The organism is Duganella sp. AC237, from assembly GCF_979254035.1.
Genome location: NZ_CEEDEW010000003.1, coordinates 1,325,767 through 1,340,561, shown reverse-complemented (window position 1 = coordinate 1,340,561; position 14,795 = coordinate 1,325,767). Strand labels below are relative to the sequence as shown.

Sequence of the window (14,795 nt, the reverse complement as noted above, 5' to 3'; positions counted from 1 at the left end):
GACGTGCTACGAACTTAGAATTCGTAACGTACCGTTGCCTGGATTGCCCACTGCGACTCGCCCTTGACTTGGCGGACATCGACGCTTTCGACATCGCGCACGCGGTACACGTACTTGCCGGCCGCATCCAAACCTTGGTAGTCGACGAAGCTGCGCGCCACACCGCCATTGCTCTGGAAGCCGACTTCATTGATACGGCCCCACTTCTTGTTCAGCAGGTTGCCGAAGTTGAAGATGTCGAGCGAGAACGTCGCCTTATTGTTGAAGAAGCCAGGAATTTCCTGGGCGATGCGAACGTCGAAGCTGTTGGTCCAAGGCGCGAAGTCGCTGTTGCGATCGACAACGCGGCCTTTCGAATTACGCAGCACGCCATTGGAATTGACGATGCTCCAGAACTTGTCTTCGTTGGCGTGGTTGGTGGCCGTGTCGCCATAGAACACCACCTGGCCCGAACCCGGCGCCGAAGGGATGAACATCAGGTCGTTGCCGGCCAGGCCGTCACCGTTCAAGTCGTTGTTGACGGTCCAGCTGTAAGGCTTGCCCGAACGACCTTCGTAGAACACGCCCAAGGTGGTGTTGTAGCTGCCGAAGAAGCGCTTGCGGAAGTTGAGCAGCGCGCTGATACGGTCTTTCACCAGATAGGTCGAGTTGGCGTTGACTTCCTCGTTCGGATTGAACGTGGCGCGGCTCGAGTAGTTCGACGCCGAGGTCGACGACGTCAGCGGCGATACTTCCTTGGCCGAGGTGTAGCTGTACGCGGCCGACCAGCTCCAGCCGTTCATCATCGGACGGGTCAGCGAGACGGTGGCGACATTGCTGTAGCCCTGGTCGGTCTTGGTGGCGACCAGCACGTTGTTGAACGACGAGTTGCTCAAGGCCTTGGCGACGAAGCCCGAGCAAACGCCGTTGGAGATCGAGGCGCCGGTTGGCGACCAGCAAGCCTGGTTGTAACCTTGCGGGCTGTAATACAGCGCGCGGCCGTCGGTGCCGGTGCGGGTAGCAACGCCCAAGTTGGCGTTCTGGTAGTAGATCGCGTCGTTGGCCTTGGTCTTCAGGAACTCGGCGCTCAGCACCAGACCGTACCATGGCAGTTCCGTTTCAACCGCGATATTCGCTTTCCATACCGAAGGCTGCTTCAGACCTGGGGCCAGGATATCGACGTTGGCGGCCGGGACCGAACCGGTGAAGCTGGTCACCTGGTTGTTGATGTCCGTACGGAACAAGCCGTCGGTGCTCGGGCACGCCGCGTAACCGGCAATACCGCAACCCACGGTGCGGGTCTGCACGCCGGTGTTGGAGAACGGATTGGACAGCCAGACGGTCAGGGCGGAGCCCTGGAACAGGCCGGCGCCACCGCGGATTTGCGTCTGACGGGCGGTGTCGAGCTTGTAGTTAAAGCCGGCGCGCGGCTGGAACAACTTCTGGCCGTCGAAGGTGTTGGTGTTGTCCATGCCAAAACCACCGGTGGCGCGGGTGTTGGTGGCCGGGTTGCCGGCGATGGCCGCCTGCGCCACGCGGTCGTTGCGCAGCGGACGCTCGGCGACATCGGTGCCGTCGACGCGCACGCCGAAGCTCACGTTCAGGTTCGAGCTGACCGCCCAGGTGTCCTGGATGAAGGCACCATAGTTCTTCATCGTGAACTGCGATACGGCGTCGTCCAGGGTCAGGCCTGGATTGGCGACCTGCACGCTGTAGCTGCTTGGACGGCCGCGGCGGAAGTTCTCCAGCACGGCCGCTTCGATCTGGGCGTTGCTGCCGGTGCCGCAGTTGAAGTTGGCGTTGTTGTTGAACTGGTAGGCGACGTTGGTGATGCAACCGAAGGTGTAGTTGCCCCAGACGTTTTGCAGGAACGCGTTGTAGATCTTGTTGCGGCTGTAATCGCTGCCGAACTTGATTTCATGGTCGCCCAGCGACCAGTTGGCGCCGGCGTAGGCGTCGATGGTCTTGGTGCCCAGGATGTTGCGTTGACGGCTGTTGTCGGTACCGAAGAACAGCGTGCGGTTGGCCGACGAAACGGTCGACGGCGTGCCCGGTGGCAGCGCGCCGGAGAATTGCAGGCCGATCAACGGCAGCTGCGTATTCAGTTTAGGCACAGAATCGTAGTCGCGCGAGGACAGTTTGAACTCGGTCGAGAACGTCGGCGTCCAGTCCGACAGTACCTGGGCGACCTTGGTTTCGATGGTCTTGCCCTGCTGGTACCATTCGCTGTTGAGCGACAGGCCGGTGGCCGACAGGCCGCTGAAGATAGGCTCGGTCTGGTCCGTCTTCGAGTAACGGAACATGGCGCGGTGATTGTCGCTGATGTTCCAGTCGAACTTGACCAGCTTGTCGGTGACATCGAGCGCGGCGCCCGACGGCACATTGCTGTTGCCGATATCGACGCCATAGGCGCTCTGCGCGATCGACTGCGCCGAGGCGATGGCCGACGGGGTGATGCCGACGTTGGTCACCGAGCTGCCCAGCGGGCCGAAGGCCGGCGCGGCGCGGGTCGATTCCAGCTTTTCCCAGCCGGCGAACAGGAACAGCTTGTCCTGGATCAGCGGCAGGCCGATGGTGCCGCCCTTGGTGGTTTCCTTGAACGGCGCGGGCGCCGCGTAGGTGTTGTTGGTGGCGTTGAAGCGGTCGCCGGCCATGCTGTCGTTACGGAACACGTAGTAGACGCTGCCCTTGACGGTGTTGGTGCCGGACTTGGTCACGGCGTTGATGTTGCCGCCGGTGTAGCCCTTCTGCGTGACGTCGTAGTTAGCGACGTTGACCTGCACCGACTGGATCGCGTCGATCGAGATCGGCTGCTTGGCGGTCGGCGAACCGCTCGCCTCCAGGCCGAAGGTGTCGTTGACGGACACGCCGTCGATGGTCAGCGAGTTGTAGCGCGAGTTCTGGCCGGCCACGGACATTTCGCCGCGCTCTTTATCGGTCTGCGACACGCGCGGGTCGGCACGGGCGTAATCCTGCAGGTTGCGGTTGATCGAGCCCTGGATCGCCAGTTCGGTCGCGCTGATGCTGGTGCCGGCGCCCATCGACGATTTGTTGAACTTGTCCGAGCGGCCGCCGGTGCCGGCGATGGTCACGGTCTGCATGGCAGGCGCGCCCAGGGTGGCGTCGACGCTGGCCGTTTCAGCCAGCTGGATGTAGACGTCCTTGCGCGTTTCGGTGACGCCGTCTTTGGTGATGGTAATCGTGTACGGCCCACCGGTACGCAAGCCACGCTGCACATAACGGCCTTCGGCGTCCGTCACCACATTGGTGACCGAACCCGATTCGGTGTGGAGGATGGACACCACGGCACCCGCCGCAGGCTTGCCGTCCGCCACCGAGACGCGGCCGCCGATGGCCGACGTCGTGTTCTGTGCAAAGGCCGGTGCCGCCGCGAGCGCGATGGACAGGCTGAGCGCGATTTGCGTCAGCTTGAGCCGTTTATGATTGATCATTGTATAACCCCAAAAAAGACTAATAGTTATGTGGAAATCCCGCTGATGGCGGAACTCCTCTTTACGTTTGCTGCAACTGGTCGAGCCGCCCAAATCCCGGCGTGCCAACGGCAGCGGGTGAGTGTAACGGCTTAATATGTCAGGGCTGTGACGTCCGTAGGTGACGCTTCCGCCTGGTTTGCCACTTATCTACTGAACTGTGAGAAAGCAATAATCTTGCTTTTTTGGATCATTTGATCCAACTATGCAGGATCGAAAAAAGCATGACAAATACGATTTATTTTACGAATTCAGATGAAAAATATATAAATAAGGCTAGATTCACAGGCAAGTGCAACGACGACGTGCAATAAGCCGGAATTATAAATCAGCCATTCTCACGTGAAATCTTTTCATTGGTATAAATGCACAAAGCAACACTACCGGTAGCGCTTATGTCGTATCGCGGCCACAAGCGTTAAAAAAAGACCGCGGCGTCTGCCACAGAGAGGAATTTATGACAACAGTCGGATGCTGCTGTGCGGAAGGATATTTTGTAACAAACCGCAGGGTGGTGTGGGTTGCGCACCACACCACCCTGCTGTTGAGCCAGCTTGTCGCCGGTGACGTTCGTTGAACTAGCGCGCGGCCTTGCTTTGCGACGCAGCAATTTCCGCCTCGAACTTGCTGAACTTGCCATCCAATCCCTTCAACAGCCGCTGCTTGTCGGCCTCGGCCAGGAAGGAATAACGGATGCTGTCGTAGGACAGCTTTTTAACTTCGGCATAAGTCGGCTGGTAACGGGCCGCGTACAGCACGTATTCGCCGGACAGGTTATTGCGCGACACGCCGGCATCGTCGGTTGACAGCACGAACGGCACGCCGTATTTGCGGTACAAGGTGACCGGATGCGCGGCCCCCTTCACACCCAAAATAAAGTCGTTACTACTCAGATTGACCTCGACGGGAATCTGCCGATCACGCATTTTTTTCATAATGCCCAGCGGATCGGTCTCGTGGGCGATGTCCATGCCGTGGCCGATGCGGCTGGCGCCGGCGACGTCGATGGCGTCGCGGATATGGAAGGTCAGGCCCTCCGGCGGCACCATGCCCAGCGCCAGCTCGCCGGCGTGCAGCGCCAGTTTCACTTTCGGGTATTTCGCCTTCAGGAATTTGAACATCTGCATGTGCATCGCGTAGTCGCGCATCGACACGTGGACGCTCTCCTGGCCGACGATGTTCACGCCGACGATCATCGGGCTGGAGGACGCCAGCTTAAAGCTCGACACCATCTGCGAGAACACCTGCGACGGCGACAGGAAGCGCAGCGCGAACGGCTGGTAGCGCATCGTGAAATTTGCATCGTCGATGCCGGCGCCGGAGGTCTTGACGTTTTCCAGGTAGGCGCCGATCCAGCCCTGGAAGGCCTTGTCGCCTTCCAGTTTGGTGCTGTAGGCGGCCAGGTCGGCGTCGGTCACGCCGCCGGCCAGCGCTTTTTCGTCGAAGGCCGGGTCCTGCGCGATCGGCGCGATCTCGTAGATGGTCTCGATGTAGCTCAGGTTTTCCTGGATGGCGCGCTGCTTGAGCGTCTTCAGGCCTTCGGCGGCGTTGGTCGACGCCACCGGCGTAAAGTAGCCGAAGGTGTCGAAGAACTGGCGGTCCGGCGGCGACTGGATGGCGCTATGGTTGTAAAAATCCTTGTCCGACCATTTTTGCAGCAGGTTGGCCAGCACCGTGTTGTCTTGCAAAATGTCCTGGCCGGACAGGCACGCGCGCTCGGCCAGCGGCTTGGCGCGCTCGCCGGCGACGGTCTCCTTGGTCTTGTCGATCATGAAGCTGGTCTTGTTGACGCAGTAGCCCTCCTTGTCCACCCACTCCAGATACTGCTCGGCGTAGATCGCGCCGGAATAGTGGTGGTGCAGATCGCCGCCTTTGGGCATCATCGTGAAGAACATCGTCAGCTCGGCCAGTTTCGGCTCCTGGCCGGAGACCAGCGAGGCGAAGTGGCGCTTGACGATGTCCTCGTTGCTGGCGGCGTGCGCGCCTTGCGGCATGGCGCAGAACACGGCGGCGGCCAGGGCGACGGCCTTCAGGCTGGCGATATTTTTTTGCATGTGGCTTCCAATGTGAATAGAGTCAAGTCGAGCTGCGGGCGTGCACCTTGCGGCCGGCGGAATACGTCGCCGCGATGGCGCGGTCGTCGCCGAGCAGCGCCAGTGCGAACAGCAGCTCCTCCAGGCTTTCGACACGGTCGGTGCGCCGCTGCAGCAGCGGCGTGGCCTGCGGGTCGACGACGATGAAGTCCGCCTCCGCGCCGGCGCTGAAATTGCCGATCGTGCCTTCGAGCTGCATGCTGCGCGCCGCGCCCAGCGTGGCCAGGTAGAACATCCGCAAAGCCGGCAGATAACTGCCGCCCAAGCGCGCTACTTTATAGGCTTCATTCATGGTTTGCAACATCGAGAACGAAGTGCCGCCGCCGACATCCGTCGCCAGCGACAGCAGCACGCCCGCCTGGTCGGCCCGCTCGAAGTCGAACAATCCGCTGCCGAGGAACAGGTTCGATGTGGGGCAGATGGCGGCGGCGGAACGAGTTTCGGCCATGCGCTCGCGGTCGCGCGCATCGAGCCAGATGCAGTGGCCGTACATCGCGCGCGGACGCATCATGCCGTAGCTGTCGTAGACGTCGATGTAGCTGCGAGACTTGGGGAACAGTTCACGCACCCAGGCGCATTCGGCTTCGTTCTCCGATACGTGGGTCTGGATGAAGGTGTCCGGGTAGGCGCGCGCCAGTTCGCCGGCCAGGTGCAGCTGCTGCTCGGTGGAGGTGGGCGCGAAGCGCGGCGTGATCGCGTACAGCGAGCGGCCGTGGTTGTGCCAGCGCTGGATCAGCGCCTCGGTGTCGCGCGCGCTCGATTCGGCGGTGTCGCGCAGGTAGTCGGGGCAGTTCCGGTCCATCATCACCTTGCCGGCGACCATGCGCAGGCCGCGCTGCTCGCTGGCGGTGAAGAAGGCGTCCACCGATTGCGGATGCACGCTGCAATAGACCATGGCGGTGGTGGTGCCGCAGCGCAGCAGCTCGTCGAGGAAGAAGTCGGCCACGCCGGCGGCATGCGCGGGGTCGCCGAATTTACTCTCGACCGGGAAGGTATAGGTTTCCAGCCAGGGCAGCAGGCCTTCGGCCGGCGAGGCGATCATATCGGTTTGCGGATAGTGGACGTGGGTGTCGATGAAGCCTGGCATCAGCAGCTTGCCGCTGTAGTCGTGCACTTCGGTTTCCGGCGGCAGGGTCGCGTGCAGCGTGGCGTAGTCGCCCGCCGCCTGGACCTTGCCGTCGGCGACGATCAGCAGGCCGTCTTCGTGCCAGTCGTAGGACTGGTCGCTGAAGGCCGGATCGGCGAGGAAGTGGAGCAAGCTGCCTCGGTAGGCTTGCAGATTTGGGTTCGACATGAGGTTCTTTCAAAATTTTCGTGGTGCCATCGATGGGCCGTCGGCGGCGCATGCATGGCGGATTACGCTGCGCTAATCCGCCCTACGTGATCCTGATTCAACGCGACGCTCTGCCGGGCCTCCCACACGATCAGCAACTGCGCGCATACAGAAGCCGCGATCGCTGCGGGCAGCTTGTTTGTGATGCCGGCCAGGCCGATCGGGCAGACCATGGCGCCGATGCGGTCCTTCGGCAGGCCGCGCGCGGCCATCCGGCGCTCGAACTGCACACGCTTGGTCTTGGAGCCGATCAAACCAAACCAGCCGACATCCGCGCGCGCCAATATCGCTTCGCTCAAGCGCTGGTCGAGCGCGTGGCTGTGGGTCATCACAAGGTAACTGGCATTGGCCGGCGCGCCGGCAACCAGCGCCTCCGGCATGTCGGTCGCTTCGACAGTGACGTTGGCGGGTATCATCGACGGGAACATGTCCTCGCGCTCGTCGATCCAGGTGACGGTGCACGGCAACTCGCCCAGCATGCGGACAATGGCGGCGCCGACATGGCCCGCGCCGAACAATAGCAGATGCGCGCGCGGAGCCAGGCACGGATCGGCGAACCAGCGGCGGCCGGCGGCATCTTTGATCACATGCGTACCGCGCTTGCGGTCAACCAATGGCGGGCTATCGCCCTCCCCCGCGACCGTCCTGCCATCGACATCGAGCAGCAGCGAGACAGACGGGCCGTCGATGGCGCTCAAGCGCCAGCTGTCTTCGCGATGGCGTAGTCTCAAGCTATCGAACACGGACAGCAGCGCGGCATCGACCAGCTCGAACGCCAGGTGAACCACGCCGCCGCAGCACTGGCCCAACGTCGGGCCTAGCGCATAGCGCTCCAGCCGCGCCGCGTGCGCGCCGTCCAGCATCCCGCGCGCCACCTCGACCGCGCACATCTCCAGATGTCCGCCACCGATCGTGTCGACCTGCCCTTGCGTCGTCACCAGCATCTTGGCTCCCGGCTCGCGCGGGCCGGAGCCTTCGACGATGGCCACCGTCACCAGCACCGCCGGCTCCGTGATCCGCGTTGTCAGCCACTCGTTCACTTAAGCCGCCATTTCCACTGCGGACACCGCGCGCAGTATCTCTTCGCTGGTCGCGGGCGCGTTCAGCGGCGGGTTGACGCGATGGCCGCCGACGCTGGAAATCGCATCGCGGATCGCGAAGAACACCGAGAACGGCAGCAGCAGCGGCGGCTCGCCCACCGCCTTGGAGCGGTGGATGCTGTCCTCCACGTTGCCGTTGTCATAGAGCTTGACGCGGAAGTCCTCCGGGCAATCGGACACGCCGGGAATCTTGTACGTGGACGGCGCGTGCGTCATCAGTTTGCCGGCCGGGTTCCACCACAGCTGCTCGGTAGTGAGCCAGCCCATGCCCTGGATGAAGGCGCCCTCCACCTGGCCGATGTCGATCGCCGGATTGAGCGAGCGGCCGGCGTCGTACAGCGCGTCCGCGCGCAGCAGCTTCCACTCGCCGGTCAGCGTGTCGACCACCACTTCGGAAACTGCGGCGCCGTAAGCGTAATACGAGAACGGATGGCCGTTCATCGTCTTCGGGTCCCAGTGCAGGCCGGGCGTGGCGTAAAAACCGTCGGACCACAGCTGCACCCGCGCCAGGTACGCCTTCTGCACCAGCTCCGGGAACGGCACGGTATGACCGTTGACGTGAACGGCGTTGTCGAAGAAGCGCACCGGCTGGCCGTCCTCGTCGCCATACAGTTTGACCGCGTAGGCGGACAGGCGCTCGCGGATCTGGCGCGCGGCGTCCTGCGCCGCCTTGCCGTTCAAATCCGCGCCGGTCGATGCGGCCGTCGCCGACGTGTTCGACACCTTGCTGGTGTCGGTCGCCGTCGCGCGCACGTGCTCCATATCCAGGCCCAGTTCATGCGCGACCACCTGTATCACCTTGGTGTTAATGCCCTGCCCCATCTCCGTGCCGCCGTGATTGACCAGCACCGAGCCGTCCACATACACGTGCACCAGCGCGCCGGCCTGGTTCAAGTGGGTGACGTTGAAGGCGATGCCGAACTTGAGCGGCGTGAGCGCCAGTCCTTTCTTCAGCACCGGGCTATTCGCGTTGTAGGCGTCGATGGCCTTGCGGCGCGCACGGTACTCGCTGGTTTGTTCAAGCTCCGTTGTCAGCGCCTCGATCACGTTGTCGACGATCTCCTGGCCGTATGGCGTGACATTGCGCTCGGTCTTGCCGTAGAAATTCAGGCGGCGGATGTCGAGCGCGTCGCGGCCCAGGTTGCGCGCGATCTCGTCGATCACGTACTCGATGGCGATGGCGCCCTGCGGCCCGCCGAAACCCCGGAAGGCGGTGTTCGATTGCGTGTTGGTCTTGCCGCAGGCGGCGCGAATGTCCACGTCCGACAGATAGTAGGTATTGTCGAAGTGGCAAACGGCGCGCGTGGCCACGGGGCCGGACAAGTCGGCCGAGTAGCCGGCGCGCAGTGTCATGTCGACCTTGGCGGCAAGTATCTTGCCGCTGTCGTCGTAGCCCACTTCATATTCGTAGAAGAAGCAATGGCGCTTGCCGGTGACAAGCATGTCGTCGTCCCGGTCGGCGCGCAGCTTGACCGGCCGGCGCAGCTTGGCGGCGGCGATGCCCGCAGCGGCGGCCCACAGCGCCGATTGCGATTCCTTGCCGCCGAAACCACCGCCCATGCGGCGGCACTCGACCTGCACCTTGTGCGAATGGACGCCGATCGCATGGGCGACCACATGCTGCATCTCGCTCGGGTGCTGGGTGGAGCACTGCACCAGCATGCCGTTGTCCTCCTTCGGGATCGCGTAGGCGATCTGGCCCTCCAGGTAAAACTGCTCCTGGCCGCCGACGAACAACTGTCCCTTGACCACGCGCGGCGCCGTGTCGAAGGTGGTCTGGAACTCTCCGCGCTTGAGCTGCATCGGCGGCAGCACATACGATTGCGCGGCCTTGGCCTCCTGCGGCGTAAAAATGGCCGGCAGCTCGTCATAGTCGACGACGGCGCGACGGGCGGCGCGACGGGCGTTGTCGTGCGTGTCGGCGACGACGATAAAGATCGGCTGGCCGACATACATCACCTCCTCCACGCAGAAGATCGGATCGTCGTGGATGATCGGGCCGCAGTCGTTGGTGCCGACGATATCGCCGGCGGAATAGACCGCCACCACGCCGGCCGAGGCGCGCACCGGCGCCAGGTCGATCGCGGTGATGCGCGCATGCGCCTTCGACGACAGGCCCAGCGCGGCATGCAAGGTGCCTTGCTCGGGTATATCGTCGGTGTAGGTGGCCTGGCCAAGCACGTGCAGCTCGGCCGATTCATGCGGACGGGCGACGCCGACGGCTTTCCACGCCTCGGCGGCGGCGGCCTTGGCGGCGTCTAAAGATACAGGAGCGGCTGGATGGTTCATGGTGGCTCCTTTCAGGCGCGGCAGGCGAAGGCGTTGACGGCATCGGCCGCGAGCGGTGCATCCGCGCGCGTTTCGAACCAGAAGCGGCGCAGCAGGTTTTGCGCCGTCTGCATGCGGTAGGAACTGGAGGCACGCATGTCCGACAGCGGCGCGAAGTCCTGCGCCAGCATGTCCATCGCCACGCGCAGATTGGCCTCGTTCCAGCGCAGACCAATCAGCGAGGCCTCGGCGCGGGGCGCGCGGCGCGGCGTCGCGGCCATGCCGCCGAAAGCGATGCGGGCGTCAACCACGACGTCGCCATCGAGCTTGAACGCGAACGCCGCGCAAACGGCGGAGATATCCTGGTCGAAGCGCTTGGCCAGTTTATAGGTGCGGAATGCGATACCGGTGCGCGGCAGCGGCACGCGCACGGCGACGACGAATTCGTCCGCCCGCATATCCTTTTTCTGATAATCGAGGTAGAACGCCTCCAGCGGCAGCACGCGCCGGCCCGATGCGCTTTGCAGCACCACTTCGCTGCCGAGGGCGATCATCCACGGCATCGAATCGCCGATCGGCGAGCCGTTGGCGACGTTGCCGCCCAGCGTGCCGGCGTTACGAATCGGCAGGGATGCGAAGCGCTGGCGCATTTCGCTCAATTGGGAAGGATACAGTTCGGCCAAGGCGCGATACGCATCGTCGAGTGACACGCCGGCGCCGATTTCCAGCATGCCATCCTTCTCATTCATGGTTTGCAGCGCGGCGACGTGGCCGAGGTAGATGATGTCGCCCAGCTCGCGCATTTGCTTGGTGACCCACAGGCCAATGTCGGTGGAACCGGCCAGCAGCGTCGCCTCCGGATGCGCGGCGCGCAGCGCCACCAATTCATCGAGCGTGCGCGGCGCCTGGAAGGTCTGGCCATTGGCGGTATAACTCGCGCCGGCGTCGCGCCGCAGTCCGCGCAGTTGCTCCGCCAGGGCTTCGCGGTCGAAACCGACCTTGGGCAGCTCCGTCATGCGGTGCGCGGCGTCGATGATGGGACGGTAGCCGGTGCAGCGGCACAGGTTACCGGAAAGGCAGTCATCGATTTCCTTGCGCTGCGCCGGCTGGCCGTCCTTGTCCAGGTACATGCCCCACAACGACATCACGAAACCGGGCGTACAGAAGCCGCATTGCGAACCATGGCATTCGACCATCGCCTGCTGCACCGGATGCAGCGCGCCGTCGGCCTGCTGCAAATCTTCGACCGTGAACAGCGCCTTGCCGTCCAGGGTCGGCGCGAACTGAATGCAGGAGTTCACCGACTTCATCTCCAGCTGGCCGCCTGCGTTCAAGCTGCCGATGACGACCGTGCAGGCGCCGCAATCGCCTTCGGCGCAGCCTTCCTTGGTGCCGGTGCAATGCAAGTCCTCGCGCAAGTGCTGGAGCACGGTGCGCGTTGGCGCGGCGGTGGTGATCTCCTGGACCGCGCCACGGAAGTAAAAACGAATCGGTTCGGACATCGTGGTCTCAATCTGCAAATGGATGTGTGGCACGCCAATGATCGGCGATATCGATGCGGCGCGTGATCCAGACCTTGTCGTGCCCCTGCACGTAGTCGAGGAAGCGCGCCAGCGACGCCGCCCGCGCAGGCCGGCCGGCGATGCGGCAGTGCAGGCCGATCGACAGCATCTTCGGCTGGTTCAAACCATTGGGGTCGCCTTCCGCGTACAGCACGTCGAAGGCGTCCTTCAGATAGTCGAAGAACTGCGTGCCGGAGTTGAAGCCCTGCGCGGCGGCGAAACGCATGTCGTTGGTGTCGAGCGTGTACGGCACGATCAGTTGCGGCGCCGTGGCGGCCTTGCCGTCGGCGTCGGTGTAGTCGACCTTTTGCCAGAACGGCAAGTCGTCGCCGTAGTGGTCGGAATCGTAGCGGAAGCCGCCGTGCTCCATCACCAGCCGGCGCGTATTGGGCGAATCGCGGCCCGTGTACCAGCCTTGCGGCGCGCTTCCCGTCAGTTCGCGGATGATATCGACCGCCTCCTTCATGTGCGCGCGCTCGGTGGCCTCGTCCATGTTTTGGTACGTGATCCAGCGCAGGCCATGGCAGGCGATTTCGTGCCCCAGCGACTGGAAGGCGGCCACCGCCTCCGGATGCCGCTTGAGCGCCATCGACACGCCGAACACCGTCAGCGGCAGCTTGCGCTCCTCGAACATGCGCAGCAGGCGCCACAAACCGGCGCGCGAACCGTACTCGTACAGCGATTCCATGCTCATGTGGCGGTTGCTGAACGAGGCCGCGCCGATGATCTCGGACAGGAATGTTTCCGATCCGGCATCACCGTGCAGGACGTTGTTCTCGCCGCCCTCCTCGTAGTTCAGCACGAACTGCAAGGCCACCCGGGCCTCATTGGGCCAGTGGGCGTGGGGCGGTTTCGGCCCGTAGCCGATCATGTCGCGCGGATAGTTGTCGTAAGTGGTCATGGGCGCCGGCAAGTCGATGGGGAATATATCTGTAATCATATATGCGCAGACCTCCATCGGTATATGATTTGTACAATAGATACTTATGACGTACACATATAGGACAACCATGGGCAAGCTCAGTACGCACGTTCTCGACATCACGCAGGGCAAGCCTGGGGCCGGCGTGAAGGTGGCGCTGTACGCCGTCGGCGCGCAGGGGCGCATCCTCATCAAAACCGACGTCACCAATGCCGACGGCCGCTGTTCGGCGCCGCTGCTGGAGGGCGAGACGATGAAAGCCGGGAAGTATGAACTGGTGTTCGGCGCCGGCGATTATTTCGCCGCGCAGGGGGTGGAGCTGCCGGAGCCGCGCTTTATCGACGAGGTGACGATCGCCTTTGGCGTGGCCGGCGCGGAGCAGAATTATCACGTGCCGCTGGTGGTGTCTCCCTGGGCTTATTCGACGTATAGGGGCAGTTGAATCTACAATGCGCCCACTATGACCGAATCCCATTCCGCCCTCGAGGCGTCCTTCCTCCAACAGGCCGTTGAACTGCACCAGCAGGGTCGTCTCCATTCCGCGCAAGCGCTGTACCGCCAGGTGCTCAACCTCAATCCACGCCAGTTCGACGCGCTGCATCTGCTGGGCGTGATCGCCCGCCAGCAGGGCGACGCGGCAACCGCCATCGCGCTGATCTCGCAGGCGATCGGCATCGACGGCCAGCAAGCCAAGGCCCACGCCAACCTCGGCGCGGCGCTGCTCGACGCCGGACGCGCCGACGAAGCGCTGGCGAGCCACGAACGCGCCATCGCCCTGCTGCCCGACTACGCCATGGCCTGGAGTAATCGCGGCAACGCGCTGCGCAAGCTTGGACGACTCGAGGACGCGCTACTCAGCTACCAGCGCGCGATCGAGCTTCAACCGCATTACGCCGAGGCGCACTGCAACCGCGCCATCGTGCTGCAGGACCAAGCCCGCTACCTGGAGGCGCTGGGCGCGGCGGAAGATGCGCTGAACATCAAGGACCGCTACGCCGACGCCTGGTTCGCGCGCGGCAACGCGCTGCACTGCCTGCGCCTGCTGCCGGATGCGGTGGAGAGCTTCGACCGCGCCATCCATCTGCGGCCAGAATGGGCGGAGGCCTACAGCGCGCAGGGTTCGAGCCTGTTCCGGCTGGGCGAATTCGAAGCGGCGCTAGACAGCTACGACCACGCGCTCAAACTGAAACCGGACCACGCGCTGGCGCACTACCATCGCGGCAACGCCCTTCGCTCGCTGGCGCGCAACGACGAGGCGATCGCCGCCTACCGCGCCGCTCTCGCCCATGGCGACAATCCGGAAACCATCGCTTTCGCGCTGGCGTCGCTGGGCGTCGGCGAGACGCCGGCCGCGCTGCCGGCCGAATATGTGCGCTCCCTGTTCGACCAATACGCCAACCACTTCGACGAGCATCTGGTGCAAGTGCTGGACTACCAGACCCCGGCCTATCTCGACGGGATGCTGCGGCGGGTGGCGCCATCGACCGGCCTTGACACGCTGGACATCGGCTGCGGCACCGGTCTGTGCGCGCCGTATCTGACGGAATACTCGCGTCGACTCGACGGCGTCGACCTGTCGCAGCAGATGCTGGACAAGGCGGCCGAACGCGGCGGCTACGACACGCTGGCCTGCGCCGATCTACTGAGCTATCTGGACGGTTACGACAACCATTGGGACCTGGCGGTTGCCGCCGACGTCTTCGTCTACATCGGCGACCTGCAACCCGTGTTCGAGCGGGTGCGGCGCGCGTTGAGGCCCGGCGGACGCTTTTGCTTCTCCGTCGAAGCCGGCGACGGCGCCGACTTCACCTTGCGCCCCACCAATCGCTATGCCCACACGGTGAGCTATCTGGAACGACTGGCCAAGGCGACGGGTTTTGAAATGCTGGCGGCCGAACCACTTGCCGCGCGACAGGAAAACGGCGCGACCATCGCCGGCCACGCCTTGATCCTGCGCTGCTCGAAGTAAACCCGCCGGCCTTTAGCGATACGCTTGCCGTACCGCTTAGGGGTCGTACCCAGCAGGGTACGACCCCGTGTGGCCGTG

The 14,795-nt window shown here is 63.6% G+C and carries 9 protein-coding genes; 2 read left to right on the top strand and 7 right to left on the bottom strand.

From position 1 onward, the window contains the following. Positions 1 to 14: 14 nt before the first annotated feature. From AC0IYS_RS06420 to puuE, 7 genes are all read right to left on the bottom strand, one after another. Positions 15 to 3,431 (bottom strand): TonB-dependent receptor, encoded by a 3,417-nt coding sequence (locus AC0IYS_RS06420; RefSeq protein WP_471704388.1) that lies wholly within the window; start codon positions 3,429 to 3,431, stop codon positions 15 to 17. Between the two features lie 617 nt (positions 3,432 to 4,048). Continuing rightward, complete coding sequence (locus AC0IYS_RS06415) at positions 4,049 to 5,524, bottom strand: adenosine deaminase family protein (protein ID WP_471704387.1); 1,476 nt, start codon at positions 5,522 to 5,524, stop codon at positions 4,049 to 4,051. Positions 5,525 to 5,546: 22 nt separating this feature from the next. Next, positions 5,547 to 6,857 (bottom strand): guanine deaminase, encoded by a 1,311-nt coding sequence (gene guaD / locus AC0IYS_RS06410; RefSeq protein WP_471704386.1) that lies wholly within the window; start codon positions 6,855 to 6,857, stop codon positions 5,547 to 5,549. Positions 6,858 to 6,919: 62 nt separating this feature from the next. After that, positions 6,920 to 7,936: a xanthine dehydrogenase accessory protein XdhC gene (gene xdhC / locus AC0IYS_RS06405; protein ID WP_471704385.1), complete on the bottom strand. Its 1,017-nt coding sequence runs from the start codon at positions 7,934 to 7,936 to the stop codon at positions 6,920 to 6,922. After that, positions 7,937 to 10,285 (bottom strand): xanthine dehydrogenase molybdopterin binding subunit, encoded by a 2,349-nt coding sequence (xdhB, locus tag AC0IYS_RS06400; protein WP_471704384.1) that lies wholly within the window; start codon positions 10,283 to 10,285, stop codon positions 7,937 to 7,939. Positions 10,286 to 10,296: 11 nt separating this feature from the next. Then, positions 10,297 to 11,766 (bottom strand): xanthine dehydrogenase small subunit, encoded by a 1,470-nt coding sequence (gene xdhA, locus AC0IYS_RS06395; protein WP_471704383.1) that lies wholly within the window; start codon positions 11,764 to 11,766, stop codon positions 10,297 to 10,299. Positions 11,767 to 11,773: 7 nt separating this feature from the next. Beyond that, positions 11,774 to 12,727: an allantoinase PuuE gene (gene puuE / locus AC0IYS_RS06390; RefSeq protein WP_471708807.1), complete on the bottom strand. Its 954-nt coding sequence runs from the start codon at positions 12,725 to 12,727 to the stop codon at positions 11,774 to 11,776. 109 nt (positions 12,728 to 12,836) lie between these two features. Here puuE and uraH point away from each other — a divergent pair, with 109 nt between their 5' ends. Together uraH and AC0IYS_RS06380 are read left to right on the top strand one after the other, a co-directional pair. Further along, a complete protein-coding gene (uraH, locus tag AC0IYS_RS06385; RefSeq protein ID WP_471704382.1) occupies positions 12,837 to 13,190 on the top strand; it encodes a hydroxyisourate hydrolase in 354 nt (117 codons plus the stop codon). 18 nt (positions 13,191 to 13,208) lie between these two features. After that, positions 13,209 to 14,717: a tetratricopeptide repeat protein gene (locus AC0IYS_RS06380; RefSeq protein WP_471704381.1), complete on the top strand. Its 1,509-nt coding sequence runs from the start codon at positions 13,209 to 13,211 to the stop codon at positions 14,715 to 14,717. Positions 14,718 to 14,795: the final 78 nt, after the last annotated feature.